This is a genomic window from Butyrivibrio sp. LB2008, from assembly GCF_000621565.1.
In the GTDB taxonomy this organism is placed as follows: Bacteria; Bacillota; Clostridia; order Lachnospirales; family Lachnospiraceae; genus Butyrivibrio.
The window spans coordinates 1-19,325 of record NZ_JHXZ01000023.1 but is presented as its reverse complement, the minus strand read 5'-3'; the positions used below and the strand labels follow the sequence as shown (position 1 = coordinate 19,325).

The following is a 19,325-nucleotide window of genomic DNA, read 5'->3' as shown; positions in this document are numbered from 1 at the left end:
ATTGGTCACGGGATTTGGATTGGTATTAGTATTATTGTTGATGAGCATAAATTCTCTCATATCCATATCTTCTTTCTGAAAATTATTAGTACCGATTATAATTGTCATACTATTATATGTCAACAACATATCCCAATTTCTATTATTTTTTTAATCCGAAATTCTTGCAGATTAGGAACATTTCTTTTCGTCAATATCAATATTTATCTAAGATGTGACTTGGATTATAATATACACATAACAAATCAATAACATACATCTTTTCTGATTCTACACATTTTTTTCAGGGAAAAGATGTATTCGCGGCTGAGTTATCTCAGTCAGAATGGAGGACAACTATGACAGCAATTATTGGCGCTTCAGTTACAGCTTTGGTTGTAATACTTATTTTCGCAATGGGTTATGTAAAAGCGCCTCCGGATCAGGCATTTATCATTTCCGGACTTCGCAAAGAGCCCAGAATTCTAATCGGAAGAGCGGGCGTAAAGATTCCTTTCTTTGAAAGAGTCGATAAACTTTATCTCGGACAGATGACAGTAGATATAAAGACAGAACAGTCAGTTCCTACAAATGACTTTATTAACGTCGATGTAGACGCTGTTGCAAAGGTTCGCATCGCAACAGACAGAATCATTAACATAGGCACTGATGAAGATCCCTTAAATGTAAAAGGAATCCTTCTTGCATCAAAGAACTTCCTTAACAAGGCACCTGCACAGATTGCCGAAGAACTCAAAGATTCTCTTCAGGGTAATATGCGTGAGATCATCGGTACTCTTGATCTTCGTACAATCAATACCGACAGAGATTCATTCTCAGATCAGGTTATGCTTAAGGCTTCAAAGGACATGGATAAACTCGGTATCGAGATCATATCCTGCAACATTCAAAACGTAACCGATGAAAATGGTCTTATCAGAGATCTCGGTGCCGACAATACAGCAAGGATTAAAAAAGACGCTGCTATCGCAAAGGCACAGGCTGACAGAGATGTAGCTATCGCCCAGGCTGAAGCCGACAGAGCATCCAACGATGCGAAAGTTGCCGCTCAGACCGAGATTGCGCAGAAGAATAACGAACTTGACATTAAAAAAGCTGCTCTTAAGAAACAGGCTGATACAGCACAGGCTGAAGCTGATGCCGCTTACGAGATTCAGAAACAGGAACAGCAAAAAACAATCCAGGCAGCAACAGTTAATGCTGAGATTGCCAAGGTTGAACGTGAAGCTGAACTTAAGCAGAAAGAAGTACTCGTAAAACAGCAGGAACTTGCCGCTGAAATTGAGAAAAAAGCCGATGCCGATAAGTATCGTGCAGAAAAAGACGCTGAAGCAAAGCTCATCCAGAGACAGCGTGAAGCTGAAGCCCGTAAGTACGAACAGGAAAAAGAAGCTGAGGCTCAGAAAGCTAAAGCTGAAGCAATGAAGTACGCTGCCGAACAGGAAGCTGCCGGTATCAAAGCAAAGTACGACGCAGAAGCTGCAGGTATTGCCGCAAAAGGTAGAGCCGAAGCCGAAAGCATCAAAGCTCAAGGTCTTGCAGAAGCCGAAGCAATGGAAAAGAAAGCTGAAGCATACAAGAAGTACAACGGCGCTGCTATGGCCGAAATGATGATCAAGATCATGCCTCAGATGGCTGCTGAAATTGCTAAGCCTCTTTCACAGATTGACAAGATCAACATCTACGGAACAGGCGACGGATCAAACGGCGCAAGCCAGATTTCCGGTAACATGCCCATTGTAATGAAACAGGTTTTTGATACCATGTCAGAAGCAACAGGAGTTGATTTCGCAGAGATCATGAAAGCCGGCACATATGATGCCAAAGTCACCAAAAACGTAAACATCACCGGACTTAACGATGTCGAAGTTAAAGCAACACCTAAGAAAAATAACGATGAAGAATAAAGAATAATAAACAAAGTGGGCAGATTATGTCGTATGCATAATCTGTCCACAAATTTTTTAATTAGTATTTTCTCAGGGTAAAAAAGAGAATCTCATCTTCCAAAAAATTATTTAGCGAATGCTCTTCCAATACTTTTCAGCCTCCTTAGTTTTATGCGCCAACACTTCCTTCGCCGGATAAAGCTTTTTTCCCAAGTAATTATCTATACTCTCAACAGCGCTCCGCCCCAGATCATCGCTTATGATGGGGTTAAATTCCTCTTTTGCATACCAAAATTTTATACAATCGCTAAATAAATTATTTGGATTGGCATCATATTTTTTTGCAAGCGCATATGCTTCATCAATCGTCTTTCTCATCTTTTCATACTCATTAAGACAAGATAAAGCCAGTGCTTTAATCACGAGAAGAATAACTTTCATTTTGGATATATAGCAGATTTTTCCCAAGCCGGCTGAATCTATATATGCTACACTCCGATCAATCAGATCACAAGCATCTCTGAAATCTTTATTTTTCCCGCGCTCCATAATTGCCCATGACATATTAAAAGATAAATCATATTCCTGCATGAGATTTCGAAACAAGGCCTTTGTATATCGGTCCAATGCTTCATCCTTTTCTCCCTTTTTGTGCAGCAAGCGTGCTATGTCTATATCCGCAATCCCAAGATAATTAATCTTGCCAAACTCCGCCAAAGCTTCATCCGGATCCAAGTAGTTCTTTATTTTTGCTATATCCATCCGTATAGAAAATTCACTGCAATCAGGATCATCATTTTGCGAAAGAAGCGTTAATGCCTTTTCAAATAATTCTACCGATCTTTTTGCATCTTCATTTTTTCCGTTTGCCAGAAAAAGAACCGCATACATTGAAGCACACGCTCTTATTATCTTGAAACTTGCAGGATAGCGAACAAGCGCCTTCTCAGCTTCAGAAACAGCTTCTTCATATTTTTGTTCCTTTGCCAAACTAAATATCCTTTGAGTTATGTCTTCAATCCTTTTTGATGACAGATTATAGCCAAGAAGTATATCCATTGAAATATTAAAAAAGTCGGCTAACTCAATCATAGTCATAATGTCCGGAACAGTACTGCCGCTTTCCCATTTTGAGACCGCGCCGACGGTGACTCCAAATGCTTCAGCAAGTTCCTCCTGTGTCAGATTCATTTCTTTGCGGTATTTTTTGATATTCTTATTTAGATTAAGTTGCAATGACTGGCTCCTCCGTTTTTTCCAGAACAGGCTGTATAACCGTGATCGTTATAAGCATTACTGCAGAAGCTATGGTACTGAAGATCAACATATATGTCACGCTGATGTATGTAACAAACATGCTGATAATAAGTGAACCTATCGGCATGGCAGCTGTCGCAGAAGCACTAAAAACAGCCGATGCCCGCGCCATGAACCTGCTATCCACACATTTCATGAATTGAATATTGATCATTCCCCCGACCAGCGAAGATGATGCTACCATCGCAAAAAAACTGACACTTATCACCAAATACGAAAGAATCGCATCCCCTTTTACCAGTCTTCCACATGGCAAACAAGCCATTCCGGCCGTCAGCATCATCGCCCCGAGAATTGTAACCCTAAGCGGTGATAATACTTTCGCAAGATAAGGCAAAAGAGCTGCTCCCGCGATACCACCTATAGATGCAAATATTCCGGCAATACTCAGTAATTCGCTCCCCATCCCGAAAATTTCATCTGCAATCGGAGCTTGCAACGCATTGATCGGAATCAGCATACAGTTAAAAACAATGCATATGACACAGAAATTTCTTACTGCCGGAGTCTTTAGCATGTAAGCTATACCGTCTTTAAGCAGCTTTGCATATCCGGGATTACCGGCTTTTACGATACACGCTTTCTGTGTAGCGATATTATCATTTTCTTTTATAAGCTTGATAAGCATTGCTGCGACTATAAATGTTGAAACATCTATAAACATCGCTGCTTCAATCCCGCTTTTTGCAATAATAAATCCGGCAACACCGTTACCGACAAGTGAGGCAGCATTGGTAAAAACAGAATTAAGACTCATACCTGCACTTATGTCTTCACGCCTAATGACCTGCGCAGTAAAGGCGGTATCTGCAGGCAAATTAAAAGATTCAATAGTCGTGATAAGCAAGGTAAAAACTGATAAGATCAGCGGATTAACACAATCAAACTTGTACAGAATAATGAACAACGATATAAGTGCAGCTCTAAGAAAATGTGTAGTAATCACAACCATTTTCTTATTAAGCTTCTCCACAAATGCCCCTGCAAAAGGTTGAACCAAAACATTTGGAAGCGTATTAAGCGCAAAGACTATTGCAGACCATGCCGCACTATGCGTTATCCGATATACAATCCAAATCAAAGCAATTGATTCCACCGAATCCCCAAATCTGTTGATCAGATTCGAAAACAACAATTTTCTATATTCATTATTCTTGAGGATATTACTATAAATCCCTCTACTCTTACCGTTTTCCATCGCTAAATCTCCTTCTCAACAAATGATTTATGAATTTAGCTTATAGAAAAACAGTCAATAATATAATACATCGGTTGTAGGTGTTAGGAAAAGAAAACTTTCCTAATGGGAAAGTTTTTAAAAATGTTATGCAAGACTATTAAACATAGGCCTGTCTTCCAAGTATTCCGGCAAGTCTCGCAATTCTTCTTTTGCTTCTTTTTGAGCATTCCTTACGGTACTATTATAAATTGCGTAGAATTCACTATTTTTCTGCAACTCTGCAGGAGTCATCTGGTATCCCCATCCGTAATCACTTCCCGACAGTATCTGCACTCCGCCTTGTTCAATAACTACTCCGTATCCACCTGTTGTCAAAATAGGACATGTAACCGTAGCTCCACCTGCAAGAGGAAAACTTTTATCCGCCAAATTTTGAGATTTTTCCGCATGCTTTAAAAAATAGAGCAATGTCAATTCTCCGATTCCATGTGGTATGCCTTTATTATCTTTGTTTTGAGATTTAATTACTTTTTCTGCTTGCTGATACAATCCTATCCTATCAGGTGAAACATCAGACAGATAATCAGCATGAAGTTTTAAAACCTCCCGATTTAGCAGTTCTTTTTCTATTCCTTCTTTAGCATTCGCCACTCTATTTGCCAGATCTTTTATTTCAAATACAAGTTGTTCCTTTGTTTTCTTACATCTTCCTGCTGATGGAATAATTGCCCAATTAGGCTCCCCATAACTCATTGTTATCGCCGTTGTGATATTATTGGTATTTCCAACTCCTAACAGTAAACCATTTCGCATGTTTTATCTCCTTTGCACATTAGAATGAAAACAGATAAATCTCTTCTAGTAATTTTTTATTCACTGCAGATGATTCCAAAAGCTCTATTATGTATATCGGGTTATTATTATTTCTGTTAAAGACATTTCAAAGCACATATGCAAAAACAAAGTATTGACATACCATATATACCGTAGTAGTATACTACGATAGGCATAGTACGACACACATAGTATAACAGATATAGTAAAGGAATGGAGAAAAAATCATGAATATATTAAAAATGATAGGTAAAGTTCTTGCAATACTTCTTGGAGTCGTGATTGTTCTTTTATCGCTCACATCTATTCACTACAGGTTTAAAGTTCATAACATAATGAACCGGTTGAAAAAAAACGGATATTGTAATTTGGTATCCGCAGGAGACTATAAACTAAACACATTAAAAGTTGGAAACGAAAACGGTAAGCACAAAATAGTATGCTGTTCGGGATTGTATGACGGTACCATGAATTTTTCCTGGAGAAAAATGACAAAAAGTATCGAAGAGGATAACCAGCTTATCTTTATAGACAGAGCCGGCTATGGATTCAGTGAGGACACAAAAACTGATCGTACCGTAGAACAGATCGTGGAAGATTATAGAACGGTTCTCAAAAATATGGGAGAAGAAGGTCCTTATATTTTGCTTGCCCACTCAATCAGTGGACTTTATGTCTCTTATTGGCAGAACAAATATCCAGATGAGATTGAAAGTGTAATAATTATGGACGGAACGCTTTACATTGACGAAGAAAGAGGAAACTATTCAAATAATCGATCACGCATATTTTATGCAGCAGAAAAAGTAGGTCTTCAATCCATAATAATGAAAAATGTTTATGGATCCCTTGCTGATATTGATAATATGACCGGTGAAGAACTTGATATGAATGTCTATATGTTTTCAAAAACAACCGGCACTCATGCAATTATGTCTGAATCAAATTTAATATACCAAAATGCAAAAAATGTTATAGATAATTTGAAACCAAACGATATTCCCAAAATATATATTGATGCTATAAATGCCTTCGATGAAAACCCTGAAAAAAAAGAAAAAAAATGGATTCCATATGAAGAAAAAATTGGAAATTGTGAGCTTGTTCCTTTATATGGTAAACATGCAATATACATGGATCGTACAGAAGAATGCGCAAAAATCATAAAAGACCATATTGATAGTCTAAAATAACTCAAAAAAATAAGTGTCTTCAGAATATATGTACCCTCTTTACCGGTTCATCCATTAAAGAGGGTATATATATCACTGGACTAATCATATCCTGATGCATCTCAAGCCTTCATTATGCCACCATGAAAAAAGCATTCATAAACTCTTATATTATTACAATAGATTTCCTCATACCCTTGAAACCAACGAATATCTCCGGTTACATTACACTTGTATGTGTATCCGCATGAATACTGTATTCTTTTCCAATCATGATAGCCTTAGCATCATGGCCATGTCCTATATCTCTTGTACATGCTACGGGAAGCACCTCTGAGATATGCATTTTCAAAAGATCATATACAGTAAGCGATGGTCCTGCTTTTTCGTAATTAGTGAAAGTTCCAAGCAATACACCTGATATTTGGTCAAACACACCTATATCATCCAATTGGTTAAAAAGAGTCCCTATCTGCCCGAATTCTCCGCCAAGTGCCTCAAGAAGCAATATCTTCCCATTCATATCAGGCCAGTACCTTGTTCCTGCAAGCTTAGTAAAGCAGCGGATATTGCCGCCTACAACCACACCTTGCATGTCGTTTCCTTGCAAAAAGCTGTATTTTATATCAAACAGGTCATTATTCTTTCCTGAAATGTAATCTGAAAATCTCTGCTTTTGAACATCTCCGCATGACCAGATAATATTTTTTATCTGATAAAGAACTCCCGGCTTGCCCGTCATTGTGTATATGGCGTTAATAACAGTTGTCAGGTCGCTATATCCCCAAAAAATCTTATCGGTCTTGGCTATGGCGTCATAGTCTAAATATTTTAACACTCCATTAGCCAAGTCTCCGCCGGAAATGTCATAGATTGCATCTATCGCATCATCAGTGTAAAACTTCATGAGATCTTCGGCTCTTTCCTTATCAGTCCCGCTATATTCATCTATAGTTCTCATAATATGCGGTGAAAGAGCTGTTTCAATATTCATGTTGTCAAAAACCTGTTCAAGTTCAGTTATCTGATCCTGCCACTCCGGCAAATGTCCGTTTGAACAAGCTGAAATACCAATTTTCATTATCTTTTCCCTGTTTTTATATAGCTTATCAGTTCCTCTAAATCATCAAAGTCGTCATATACCCACTTGGAAGCTTGACTTTATCTGTATATAACGAAAATATTCCACATTCATATACTTTGTTTCTGTCAAGTCTCTCCGGAAAGAGCTTATTATCCATTCTTAACCCTCTCTCTTATAACAATGATAAAATGTGCTATCCATGTCTACGGTAACAGGGCCATCTTTCAGCAACACAGTTGCAAAGTATTTTTCTATAGCACCCCTGTTGTCCTCAAGATATTTCCCGCCCTCGGGGTATTTCATTTGCACTCTGTCAAAAAGAGCATCTGTGCTATCGAATACTAATGGCCCCGGAAGTGCTATCTTTTCAACTCTATCGAAGTTCTCTGATAAAAGCGCCTCAAACTCTGCGTCTGCCTGCCTTCTTTCTTGTCTCTTTTTAAGGGCAAAAGAAATATCTAAACCCGCTTCAGTTAAACAATTTTCCCAGAAATCGTATTCCTTCACTGCTTCTCCGTAATGATTAACAGAGAACATACCGCCTGGCGCCAGCACTTGCGCCACATTTTGAATGAAGTAAGCATCATCATGCAGATAAGATAATAGATAATGCGCAATGATCTTTGAATACTTCTTTTCTCTTATCTTTTCCCATGTCTCATCTTTTTCAAGATTACTGAAAAAGATCTGAATACCAGATCCTTCCGGAAGCGTCTCGCGGTTATCCACCAGATAATTGTAGAGATCATCAGCCCAATTTCCGTGAATGTCTACACCTAATACATTGAAGTCCTTGGGAATACGATCCCAGTTCTTTCTCCACAAAAGGCCGTAGCTGCAACCAAGATCAAGAACAGTATCATTTTCTTCAAATGATAAAGAATTAAAAATCTTTTCATACCACTCAATTCCGTCTGCAGCATGTTCCGCAGCATACCATCTGCGCTCATCCGCCCCCTGACTCATTTCCATTTTTCTTATAATGTCTGCAATATCGTCCCAGTCAGGATTTTCATCAAACCTTGCAAGCGCTGATTCTATGCACTTTGCAGCCTTTTGAAGTTCATATATTTTCTGGTCCATCATTTCAAGCTGTTTCTCGAGGATTTCTCTTATAGAACTCTGTTCATCATTCTCAAGACTGCTCTTAATCTCTTCAAGACTAAATCCAATATGCTTGAGCGCAATAATCTTTTCAAGAATTATCAGTGAGCTTTTGTCATAGAGTTTGTAATTGCCCTCAGAAAGCCCAACAGGCTTAAGCAGCCCTTTTTCATCATATATACGAAGCGCCTTAGTTGATACTCCTGCCTGCTTTGCAATTTCTCCCGATGTCATTTTTTCCTTCATACTGATGCCCTCCTTTTTAGGTAAATGCATTTTTAGAAACTAAGTAATACAGCTGATTCGTACGTACTTCATCCTATGATTACTTAATGGTAAGGGCTGCCCCAAGGGCAAGGTAAATACTTTTTTATAATCTTCCATGCACTCAGAAGCTTTTCCATATTCCAGGCAACATTTGCGGGAAGACTGTATCACCTTCCAAAATCTATTCTGTTTATGTCCATAGAAAAAAACTTCTTCTCTTGATTTAACAGAGGGAAAACTCCCTAGAATAAGAATATATACACACTCTTCTATAGTACAAGATGGCAACAAAAAAGAGAACCGCATACTATGTGATTCTCTAATGTTTTACTGCCGGCGACCGGGATCGAACTTTTGTGACATCTCAGAACCCGCATGGAAAGGAGCCTTGCGGACTCACCTTCTTTTTTGGTCCATTTTCTGACCCACTTTCGTATGATAAAGGATATTCATATTTATTGAATAACAAACAATATTTACAGCAGCGATATCAATCTTTAAAACATATCTGTATCTTTGATTATCCAAAAGTAAGCTCCAATAGTTCAAGCGCTGCTTCTTTACTCTTAACTCGAATCAGATTGTCATCAAGCTTAGCTCTGGATAGTAGATTCATACTTCCATACCACACAATCTCATTGTCAATAATTGCATAGTGTTCATGCATGTGATCCTGTATTCTGACGTTTACTCCGTTGTCCTTTAATAACTGCACAATGCCTTTGGTATCTTTAATCCTTTCCTCCGGATATCCTTCTGGGTTAAGGGTGACAACAGTTATTCTGATCCCATCTTCCTGTTTTTTCTTTACAAGCCTAATAAAAGATTCAACTTTAGAATGATTTAAGCCTGGACTTGAAATAACAATTTCCTTATTTGCTTCCAAAAGATCCTTCTCATAAACACTTTCATATGAATCCATGTCAAAGATAGAATTTGCATCCTGCTTGTCTATAATCGCATTATTCCAAATTTCATACCCTATCTTCTTATAAGCTCTAAGGCGCTTGTGGTACATTTTTTCAAGAACTCGGATATGCGAATCTACGTAATCATATATTATTACTTCCGTCTTTGTCTTATAATCTCTATGTAACCTCCCGGCAAATTGCTCAATATTGCCTTCAGCTGCTGCAGGCATTGCCAGCATCAATGTATCAAGTCTTGGAAAATTAAACCCTTCACCAACATATTTATCAATTGCCACGAGTATTACAGATTCATCATCAGAAGCAGCTCGCATCTGCAATCTCATTTCATCTTTAGCTTTTCTACTTCCTCCGCCTTGCAGAAGGTATACATGATCTGCTTTTCCCTGCAATCTCTGATAAATCAGCTCCGCATGTTCTTTGTATTTGGTTAATACCAACGGAGTTCTACCATCCTTAATACAGTCTTCCACATCAGATATTATCTGATCATTCCTAGAATCACACTCAATAACAGCCCGGTTTGCGTCTGTTATCTTCAGATCTGTAGAACTTACAAGCCTCGTAAATCGAGGATATACAAAATGCGCTATGCCTAGTTTCTGCGCTCTCTCTTTAGCAGTATATCTGAACCGAATAGTTCCAAACTGCATAAACACTTTCTTTTCAAGTCCATCTTCCCGTTTAGGAGTAGCTGTTAATCCATATACATACTTTGCTTTTGCTGCCCCAATTACATCTTCAACCGTCTGCGCTGCTCCATGATGGCACTCATCCATAATTACCATTCCGTAGTTTTCGATAATTGGATTGATTTCATCACCCTTTCCAAGAGAAGAAAAAATAGCAACATCAACTATTCCAGTCATCGAGTCATGCCCGGCATACAGTTTTCCAATCAAGTTTTTTCTCTTTTTAATTCTTCCTGTTTTTGTTTTATATTCAGGTAATTCAGCTTTAATATCTAAGAATCTGCTTAAATCTTCAATCCAGTTCTTCTGAATTTCTGTGTTATGAACAAGAATTAGTGTATTCACCTTTCTTTGGGCAATTAAATATGCACCTACAACCGTTTTCCCAAAAGATGTCGTGGCTGCTAGTACACCGTTGTCGTGCTCCAAAATTGCTTGTGCACCTCTCATCTGTTCCTCATATAAAGCACCATTGAAAGAAACATCTAAAGGAGTTCCCTTACATCTGTTATCAGTAAGAGAAAATGGAATTCCAGATGCATTTAATTTTTCAATTAGTGAATCTAAAAGAGCTCTCGGAATACAAATATAATCTCCATCATCATAACCACAAGAAATGATTCTAGACATACCTTGCGTTGAAAAGCCCATACCTGCAGTCTTATAGAACTCCGAATTGCTAAATGCAGCCATTCTCCTTATAGCATTCTGCATTTTATATTGCATTCCTTTTGAATTAATGTATATCTTATCAGAAATGATGATTTCTACTACGGAAGGTGCATCTTCCTTACAAAAAGAAAGTTTCACTTTTTCCCAAGGCTTCTGTTTTCTCGCCATGGGATCATCTGCATCTTCATCAAAATCATTACATAGGCCCCCTAATAAGCCATCTGCTCCCCAGGCCTTTATCTTTTCTTCAACAATCTCTTTAGAGATTCTTTTAACATTCTTGAGGCACTCCCATTGATCAGGATATGCATTCCAGTTTTCATCTATGAAAGCACTATTCCCAGCCTGTAAAGCCAGTCCCTGTAATGGCAGCGCTATCAGATTTCCTAATCCAGATCTCCCAGTCTTTGCATTAATCGGAATATGGTCCTGAGCTGGGAGCATTCTGTCGTAATATGTGAATTTTTTCATATTAACAGATTCGGCACCTTTGGTTAGCAAAGCTGTTCCAAATCTTCTTGCTGTAGATGCCAATATCGGCTTTTCAAAGAATATCCAAAAATGGGCTCCCTTGCCAGATCTTGAGCGCTCAACTAAAATCGGCACGTCATTGTCTTCACATATCTTCCTAAATGTGTTTACTTCAATCATCCATTCAGAATCAGGATTTGCCCAATCATCACCACAAACATCATCATTATGACAATCAAAGTCAAACACAAGAAAGTTTATAGTTTCATCAAGAAGTAGCGGGTATACCCCTAATACATCCGAAGCATCTTCCTTCTTTCCTCTCAGATGCTCATAAACCACTTCATCCGTCAATTCCTTATAATTCGGATTTCTACATTCACCACAAGAAAACTTGGGATTATTTCTCTTTGGACACAATCCATCTTTCCAAAAATACCAACACTGAGTATAGTAGCTGTGCTTTCCGGTTTTCTTATTAACCTTTCCATAACGCAGACTATAAACATCGTTTCGTCCGTTAAACAAGTTGCGGAAGAATTTTATTCGATGCTTGGTTATTTCCAAAGGTCTGACTCTGGCACCTTGATTATCTTCAAATAGAATGTTCTTGTCAGGAGATAGATCTTCAATATTCTTTGCTTCTTTTCTATAAGTAATACCAACCTCATCGAGCAAACTATGCAAATAACCTATCTCTTTTTCAAGTTGATTGATTCGTGAAATATATTGATCTTCGTTCATATACGTTATCTCTTCAAATATCCTTCCATTTGTCAAAAATGGGTACGGCATAAGCCATACCCACAAAATATCATTTTAATTTCTTTTGCCATTCATCAGCGACCCTAATGACATGTGCTATAGTATCTCTCCTGATAACGCTTGTTGGATAATATCTGGACACCACTTCCCAGGATGTAATCATCTTAGCCTTTTTACAAATAAAATCAGGTACATCAACGCCATTTTGTTGGGCTAAAATTACAAGTTTTGTAATATCATGTCCCCAAGGCTGTCCTCCCGTTTTTAGAGAAATAGCATACTTTAAAGTTTTCTCTACACCCTGCTGAGTCAAATAGGCAGCCTGATGCTTTTGATACTTATCATCACTGTTAACAAGGTTCTTAGCAGTTTTTATATCAGCTTTTGCAATTGATAACAAAGTATTCCCCATTACGCAGCCTGCCTTTTATAAATAATCTGTCCCTTCTCCGCTAATTCCTTGCAGATAGGAGCTTTTTCCTTTTTCTGATAAATTTCATCAATAGATTTAAAATATAGGAAATCATATTCCTGGGCAAAATCCAAAAGATACAAGTCCTTCATAAATTCGTTAAAGGATTTTCTATCACTAAGCGCATTGACTGTTTTCTTACTGATTATAACAATATCTATGTCAGATTTTTCTTTACATCTCTCTTCCAACACGGATCCAAACAGCATAATAGCATCAATATCCGGGCACTTTTTTGCTGTACTAATGATGTGCCTGATAATCTCAGCTTTATAATCCGCAACCATTACGGATGAATCATAATTTGTATTAACTTTGATAAGTTTGCACATAAATGATCACCACCTATCCATCAATAACTATGATTTATAGCCTTATTATACCTTACAAACATCGTAAAAAAAAGAGAAGCATCTTACGCTTCTCTCTTACTGCCGGCGACCGGGATCGAACTTCTATTCATCTCGCAAAGCCACAAAGAAAGGAGCTTCGCCGCCACGCCATTTTTAATGGAACCCTTTATGGAACTCTTTCTAATTGGTAGTGTTATGCAGAAAAAATGAATAATCAACCCTATTATTTTATCCAAATGAAAAAGAGCCCCTGTGTAATTCAGAATCTCTTTTGACTAACTATTTTATTAAAATAGCTTGGTAATATAAAGGCAACTACATTATTTAGTTATGCAAGACTATCAAATATAGGCTTGTCTTCCAAATAGTCCGGTAAATCTCTCAATTCTTTAATTTCTTTTTGAGCATTTTTTACAGCACTATTATAAATAGCATAGAATTCAGCCTTTTTCTTCAATTCCGCAGGAGTCATTTCATATCCCCATCCGTATTCATCTCCTGCCAATAGTTGCACTCCGCCTCGTTCAATAATTACTCCATATCCACCAGTAGTCAATATTGGAAATGTAAGCATAGCTCCACCGGCAAGAGAAAAACTCTTATCCGACAAATTTTGCGATTTGTCCGCATGCTCCAAAAAATAAAGCAACGTTAATTCTCCGCCTCCATGTTGTATACCTTTTTTATTATTGTTTTGAGATTTAATCGCTCTTTCTGCTTGCTGATACAATGTCCTCCTATCAGGAGAAACATCAGATAGATAATCAGCTCGAAGTTTTAAAACCTCTCGATTTAACTGTTCTGTTTCTTTTCCATTATTAGCTTGCGCTACTCTATTTGCAAGATCTTTTATTTCAGATACCAATTGTTCCTTTGTTTTTTTGCATCTTCCTGCTGATGGAATATATGTCCAATTTGGAGTGTCATTATTCATTGGTATTGCCGTTTTGTTAGCGTTGGCATTTTCAACTCCTAATAGTAAACCATTTAGCATGTTTTATCTCCTTTGCACCTTTAAATGAAAACAGATAAATCTATTTTAGCAATTTTATATTTCACTGTAGACAGTTACAAAAGCTCTATAATGTATATCGACACATTATGATTTCACGATTACCTCTTATACATCAAAAAAAGAGAATCCTACTTACTCACATTATGCAAATTAACTACCTCAAATAAAAAAACGTCCCCAAATGTCCCCAAAAGTAACCCAAATGGCAACCATATGGCACCCAAATGGCAATTTCCAATCACAACCCAAAATGATATTCTTATAATGAGCAAAACAATAACTTATAAATCTATCGTTGATACATAAATTCACAAAATATAGCTGTCCCTATTTTGTCCCATTAATGTCCCGGTTTTGTCCCGCTATTGTCCGTTGATGTTATTTTTAGGGGTGGTAAAATAGTACTTGTAAGAATATCAAATAAGTTTCATAAACAGAGCAATCAGGAAATTTTCTTGATTGCTTTTTTGTTGCAATTAAGAAAAACGCATTCAGAAAAAAATGCAAACCTAAGCGAATGCGCCGTCACGGATTTTTCCGTTGTGAGGGGTTTGGGGAAGTTCCCCCAACAAGCAAAAAATTGCATTTGTCCCACAAATGCACTGCTTGCCACTTCTTTTATAGCCCTCGTAGGGATTCTTGAGAAGCGGCGCCACTCCAGTATTTGAAGGAGGTTGAATAGAAATGAGCATTAAATCACCTAACTTTAAAAAAGAGTCTGTTTTTGACATTGTAAAATCAAATATCTCAGCCCGTCAGGTTGCCGATTGTTATGGAATTACAATTAATCACAACGGAGTGTGTCTGTGTCCTTTCCATAATGACAAACATCCAAGCATGAAAATTGATAAACGCTTCTATTGTTTTGGATGTGGTAAAAAAGGAGATGCGATAGATTTTGTCTCCGACTATTTTCATCTTAATGCAAAAAATTCTGCAATTAAGATCTGTGAAGATTTTGGATTATCGTTTGATACAAATTATCATGCTCCTCCCAAAATCAAATCGCGATCAAAATCAGACGAACAGATCTTGTACGAAACAGAAAAACATATTTTTCTTGTTTTGACAGATTATCTACAGCTGTTAAAAAAAAGGAAAACTGAATATTCACCAAAGGATGAAAACGACGAATGGCATCCTTACTTTTGCGAAGCTCTGGAAGAAATCGATCACGTTGAGTATTGGTTAGACACACTACTTTACGGAAATATTTCTGACAGGGCTTTTTTTATTACAAATTATGGAAGGAAGGTTATTACTATTGAAAAACGAATGGAACAACTTAGATGAAAATACAAAGAGAGCTCTGCTTGATGTTGCCAAACAATTTGAATTTACAAATGAAACTCCAAGCTGGTATGACAACAAAAATAATAAGATTGATGAAGTAGAATTTTGTACTTGGTTCATCAGCAAACATCCTCTTAAATATGTCGGAGGAATCTTTTATGACATTGACGGAATTATCAGCGAGGAAAAACTCAAAAAAGAAATCGTTGATGCCCTTAAGCCATATGTAAAAACAAATATTGTCAAAAGAGCCAAACAAATATTAGATGCGCTGAGATATGAATCCATGTGTGAGATTATTCCTAAACATACAGACAGGATTCATTTTAAAAATGGAACATATTTTATTGACGGTGGTTTTGTTCCCGAAAAAGAATTTTGCTCTAACAGATTACCGGTTAATTATAATTCAGACGCTGTTCCTCCAACCAGATGGTTACGTTTTCTTGACGAACTACTTTATCCTGAAGACATATATACTCTACAAGAATTTATGGGATATATCCTTATACCAACGACAAAAGCCCAAGCCATGTTGCTCTTAATCGGAAACGGTGGAGAAGGCAAATCAAGAGTCGGATTCGTATGCAGAAACCTTCTCGGAAACAACATGACTATATGCAGCATTAGCACTTTGGCAAATAACAGATTCAGTTTAGCAGATCAGGAAGGAATGCTCCTTATGATTGATGATGATATGAAAATGGAGGCTCTTACTGACACCGGAGTTATAAAAGCTGTAGTAACCATGGAAGATAAAATGAATCTTGAGCGCAAAGGAAAGCAAAGTTATCAAGGTTATCTAAATGTTAGAATTATGGCTTTCGGAAATGGTTCGCTCAGTTCTCTGTATGATAAATCCGACAGATTCTATCGCAGACAAATAACCATCAGGGTAAAAGAAAAATCGCAAAACAGAGTTGATGACAGAAATCTTTCTGCAAAATTATCCGAAGAAACTGAAGGAATAGCTCTATGGTGCCTAGAAGGTCTAAAAAGACTGACCGCCAATGAATTTCATTTCACAATAAGTGAACGCACTCTACAAAATCAAGCTGAACTTCGCAGGGAGGAAGACAGTATACTCGATTTCTTTGAATCAGAAGGATATATCTTCTTTGATGAACCTGCTATCGCAACTACTAAAGAGCTATATGAAGCATATTGCCTATGGGGCAATGACAATCTTATCAAGATTCGTTCAGAAAGCTCTTTTTCGAAAGAACTACGACAACGTGCAGATAAACTCGGGCTCAAATATTTAAAAAATGCGACTATTGATAATAAAACAGCCCGTGGATATAAGGGAATATGCGCTATCCACACGTTAAAAGATATTCCCTTCAAAAACTAAAAGGCAGAAAGGCATCCGTTTTTAATCAATTTCTTTTTACCCATATAAAATCTTCATTGATTTCAAAAATCGTGCCTATGTGCCTAATTATTGATATTTCATGGCTTTAATCATGTTTTTCTCAGCCTTATATAAGGCCTATGTGACTTTTAAATAAAAACAATTATTTCTTAAGCTGATGAATAAAAAACTGATAAGGAGGTGCTTACAATTGAATAATGTCAATAAAGATGCAATTGCAAGTGCTCCTCCATCTGTTTTTGCATCAAGTTATCACAATAATTTCAAAATTAAGAAACTTCAATGTATCGTAAATGAAGAAGATAAAGAAGAATCCAGAGATATTTCTCAATTGAATAAAATTTTAAAATCTGCTACCCTCGTTTCAGGCGATGGCGACGAGATTATAAATATGATTTCAAAGAAAAAAACTAAACTTGTTGAAAAAGTCTATAGAACTGCACATCCGCGCGCAAAGGAGGAATTATTTTATAAAGGCTCAGATGGAAGATGGAAAAGTAAAAATCCTACATTCAGTGCTAAAAGCCGAGAAGAATTAGTTGAAAAGCTTTATAACTTTTTCTTTTCTCATACTTTTGAAGAAGTTTATCTTGAATGGGTTGATATGCGTATAAGGCATGGTGTTAAATCCAATAAGACTATTCAGGAAGATCTTACATTACTAAAAAATGTCTTTAAAAATGAGCCAATTGCACAAATGCAGATTGCTGATATCAAGAAGAGAGACATAAAGTATATGTTTGAGCGATGGACTGGTCCAGGGCTAATTACCAGAAAAGCTTTTGTAAATCGAAAATCAGCATTAAATGGCGTTTTTATATATGCTGCTGAAAATGAATACATACCCTTAAACTTTATTCCATCCATAGGAACAACAGAACTTAAGTTTAAGGAGCCACGGCATATCAACAAGGCTTTCCACCTCGAAGACAGGGATGCTCTTTTAAAACACTTAAAATCAATTAAACAGGATGGATATACTTTAGCTATTCAACTTGCGCTTTACTCAACCTTTAGAGTCGGTGAGCTACGAGCAATCAGATATGAAGATATTCGTGGAAATATACTTACTATCAAACACCAGCTTGTTGAAGAATCAGTATACTCAATTGATACCAAAAAGATGAAAGTAACTAAAGCTCCCAGACATATAAATGAAAAACTTCCAAAAGGAAATTCTCATTTTTCTGTCAGGGAAATCTATCTGGTACCAGAAGCTTTAGCAATCATTGAAAAAGCACATGAACTTAATCCAGACGGAGAGTATCTTTTCATGTGCCATGGAAGAACAATCAACAATGATACTTTTAATGAGCGTCTTAGAAAGTATTGCGCTGATGCAGGTGTTCCTTATCTTTCAAGCCACAAATTACGCTTCACTGTTGCATCAACACTACGCGCCGCAGGTGTAGATATTGCCTATTTACAAAAAACTTTAGGACATTCAAATCGTGCCATGACAGAACATTATATCTATGAAACTGTTGCAGAACCTGAAGGTATTGAAAACCAACTAATGAATGCTCTAAGTATAGGTTAATATTCATGCAAAAACAATGCATAATATTGTACGCAATATATCTCGCTGAACCTCAGTATTTTCAATACGTGGAACCCTTTTGGAGCAAAATGGAACCATTGAATAAAACAAAGAAAAAAGCCGCAAACTCAGATATCATCTAAGTTTACGACTCAACACATTACTGCCGGCGACCGGGATCGAACCGGTACGGGTATTACTACCCACGGGATTTTAAGTCCCGGGCGTCTGCCAGTTCCGCCACGCCGGCATACCATATTATATGATGGTAAAAAATTCGCGATATGCTTAGCACATATCGCGAGTGGGGCCTACAGGGCTCGAACCTGTGACCCTCTGCTTGTAAGGCAGATGCTCTCCCAGCTGAGCTAAGACCCCATATTTCTGGGAATGGTTTTTATTAAAAAACCGAGTGGAGCTTCAGGGACTTGAACCCGGGACCGACCGGTTATGAGCCGGTTGCTCTAACCAACTGAGCTAAAGCTCCTGAATAAAAAGTTCTGTTTAAATGATACATACAGAACAAGTTCGAACACGCTTTATAAAAGCAAGTTCTCACAAGTGACTCCGACGAGAATCGAACTCGTGTTACCGCCGTGAAAGGGCGATGTCTTGACCGCTTGACCACGGAGCCATATTACAGACCGTAGCTACAGTCTTCATTCATACTAAGCTCTCACTTAGTATCTTAGCTCCCCCTGTCGGACTCGAACCAACGACACTTCGGTTAACAGCCGAATGCTCTACCGACTGAGCTAAGGAGGATTATCGGTACTTCTAAAAATAAAGAGCCGTTTTACGACTCTCTTTTGTACCTTCAAAACCGAACACTGAACTATCTTTCTCCAGATTCTTCTATACCACTTTATGGATAAGCCCTCGACCTATTAGTACACATCAG

General features: G+C 37.5%; 15 protein-coding genes and 5 tRNA genes. 5 read left to right on the top strand and 15 right to left on the bottom strand.

All coding sequences use genetic code 11. From position 1 onward, the window contains the following. Positions 1-338: 338 nt before the first annotated feature. Positions 339-1,907: a flotillin family protein gene (locus T356_RS0108850; protein ID WP_026514183.1), complete on the top strand. Its 1,569-nt coding sequence runs from the start codon at positions 339-341 to the stop codon at positions 1,905-1,907. A 111-nt stretch (positions 1,908-2,018) separates the two neighbouring features. Here the strand turns inward: T356_RS0108850 and T356_RS20345 are convergent, their stop codons facing one another. The 3 genes from T356_RS20345 to T356_RS0108835 form a co-directional block, all read right to left on the bottom strand. Further along, positions 2,019-3,125, bottom strand: coding sequence for a helix-turn-helix domain-containing protein (locus T356_RS20345; protein WP_051563305.1), 1,107 nt, complete (start codon positions 3,123-3,125; stop codon positions 2,019-2,021). Next, the gene (locus tag T356_RS0108840; protein ID WP_026514182.1) at positions 3,115-4,404 is read right to left on the bottom strand and encodes an MFS transporter; all 1,290 of its coding nucleotides are present in this window, start codon (positions 4,402-4,404) and stop codon (positions 3,115-3,117) included. Before T356_RS0108840 ends, T356_RS20345 begins: the two co-directional genes overlap by 11 nt. 126 nt (positions 4,405-4,530) lie before the next feature. Continuing rightward, a complete protein-coding gene (locus T356_RS0108835; RefSeq protein WP_026514181.1) occupies positions 4,531-5,199 on the bottom strand; it encodes a hypothetical protein in 669 nt (222 codons plus the stop codon). A gap of 248 nt (positions 5,200-5,447) precedes the next feature. On the opposite strand from T356_RS0108835, the gene T356_RS0108830 reads away from it, so the two are divergent. Continuing rightward, the gene (locus T356_RS0108830; RefSeq protein WP_026514180.1) at positions 5,448-6,413 is read left to right on the top strand and encodes an alpha/beta fold hydrolase; all 966 of its coding nucleotides are present in this window, start codon (positions 5,448-5,450) and stop codon (positions 6,411-6,413) included. Positions 6,414-6,514: 101 nt separating this feature from the next. Here T356_RS0108830 and T356_RS21845 read toward each other — a convergent pair whose 3' ends face one another. The 7 genes from T356_RS21845 to T356_RS0108790 all read right to left on the bottom strand — a co-directional run bounded on the left by T356_RS21845 (position 6,515) and on the right by T356_RS0108790 (position 14,195). Further along, on the bottom strand, positions 6,515-6,604 hold the full coding sequence (locus T356_RS21845) for a DUF5680 domain-containing protein (RefSeq protein WP_242846582.1): 90 nt from the start codon (positions 6,602-6,604) through the stop codon (positions 6,515-6,517). 8 nt (positions 6,605-6,612) lie between these two features. Continuing rightward, complete coding sequence (locus T356_RS0108825; RefSeq protein ID WP_026514179.1) at positions 6,613-7,473, bottom strand: LD-carboxypeptidase; 861 nt, start codon at positions 7,471-7,473, stop codon at positions 6,613-6,615. 162 nt (positions 7,474-7,635) lie between these two features. Then, positions 7,636-8,826 (bottom strand): MerR family transcriptional regulator, encoded by a 1,191-nt coding sequence (locus T356_RS0108815; protein ID WP_242846581.1) that lies wholly within the window; start codon positions 8,824-8,826, stop codon positions 7,636-7,638. Positions 8,827-9,367: 541 nt separating this feature from the next. Then, positions 9,368-12,355 carry a TOTE conflict system archaeo-eukaryotic primase domain-containing protein gene (locus tag T356_RS0108805; RefSeq protein ID WP_026514177.1) on the bottom strand — a complete coding sequence of 996 codons (2,988 nt, stop codon included), beginning with the start codon at positions 12,353-12,355 and terminating at the stop codon, positions 9,368-9,370. A 70-nt stretch (positions 12,356-12,425) separates the two neighbouring features. After that, a complete protein-coding gene (locus T356_RS0108800; protein ID WP_026514176.1) occupies positions 12,426-12,788 on the bottom strand; it encodes a HEPN domain-containing protein in 363 nt (120 codons plus the stop codon). Then, the gene (locus T356_RS0108795) at positions 12,788-13,180 is read right to left on the bottom strand and encodes a nucleotidyltransferase domain-containing protein (RefSeq protein ID WP_026499344.1); all 393 of its coding nucleotides are present in this window, start codon (positions 13,178-13,180) and stop codon (positions 12,788-12,790) included. The genes T356_RS0108800 and T356_RS0108795 overlap by 1 nt, the downstream gene beginning before the upstream one ends. Before the next feature lie 349 nt (positions 13,181-13,529). Beyond that, positions 13,530-14,195 (bottom strand): hypothetical protein, encoded by a 666-nt coding sequence (locus T356_RS0108790; protein WP_026514175.1) that lies wholly within the window; start codon positions 14,193-14,195, stop codon positions 13,530-13,532. A 705-nt stretch (positions 14,196-14,900) separates the two neighbouring features. Between T356_RS0108790 and T356_RS18935 the strand changes: the two genes are divergently transcribed. The 3 genes from T356_RS18935 to T356_RS20340 all read left to right on the top strand — a co-directional run bounded on the left by T356_RS18935 (position 14,901) and on the right by T356_RS20340 (position 18,424). Further along, complete coding sequence (locus tag T356_RS18935) at positions 14,901-15,509, top strand: CHC2 zinc finger domain-containing protein (RefSeq protein ID WP_051563304.1); 609 nt, start codon at positions 14,901-14,903, stop codon at positions 15,507-15,509. Continuing rightward, positions 15,481-16,863 (top strand): DNA primase family protein, encoded by a 1,383-nt coding sequence (locus T356_RS18930; RefSeq protein ID WP_242846580.1) that lies wholly within the window; start codon positions 15,481-15,483, stop codon positions 16,861-16,863. Before T356_RS18935 ends, T356_RS18930 begins: the two co-directional genes overlap by 29 nt. A gap of 211 nt (positions 16,864-17,074) precedes the next feature. Next, entirely contained in the window at positions 17,075-18,424 is a 1,350-nt protein-coding gene (locus T356_RS20340) for a tyrosine-type recombinase/integrase (protein WP_051563303.1), read from the top strand. A 164-nt stretch (positions 18,425-18,588) separates the two neighbouring features. On the opposite strand, the gene T356_RS0108765 is transcribed toward T356_RS20340, so the two are convergent. The 5 genes from T356_RS0108765 to T356_RS0108745 form a co-directional block, all read right to left on the bottom strand. After that, a tRNA-Leu gene (locus T356_RS0108765) sits at positions 18,589-18,674 on the bottom strand. Positions 18,675-18,729: 55 nt separating this feature from the next. Beyond that, positions 18,730-18,802 (bottom strand) — tRNA-Val (locus T356_RS0108760). 35 nt (positions 18,803-18,837) lie between these two features. Then, positions 18,838-18,911: transfer RNA gene (locus T356_RS0108755), tRNA-Ile, on the bottom strand. Between the two features lie 75 nt (positions 18,912-18,986). Next, positions 18,987-19,058: transfer RNA gene (locus tag T356_RS0108750), tRNA-Glu, on the bottom strand. A gap of 58 nt (positions 19,059-19,116) precedes the next feature. Next, positions 19,117-19,189 (bottom strand) — tRNA-Asn (locus T356_RS0108745). Positions 19,190-19,325 lie beyond the last annotated feature (136 nt).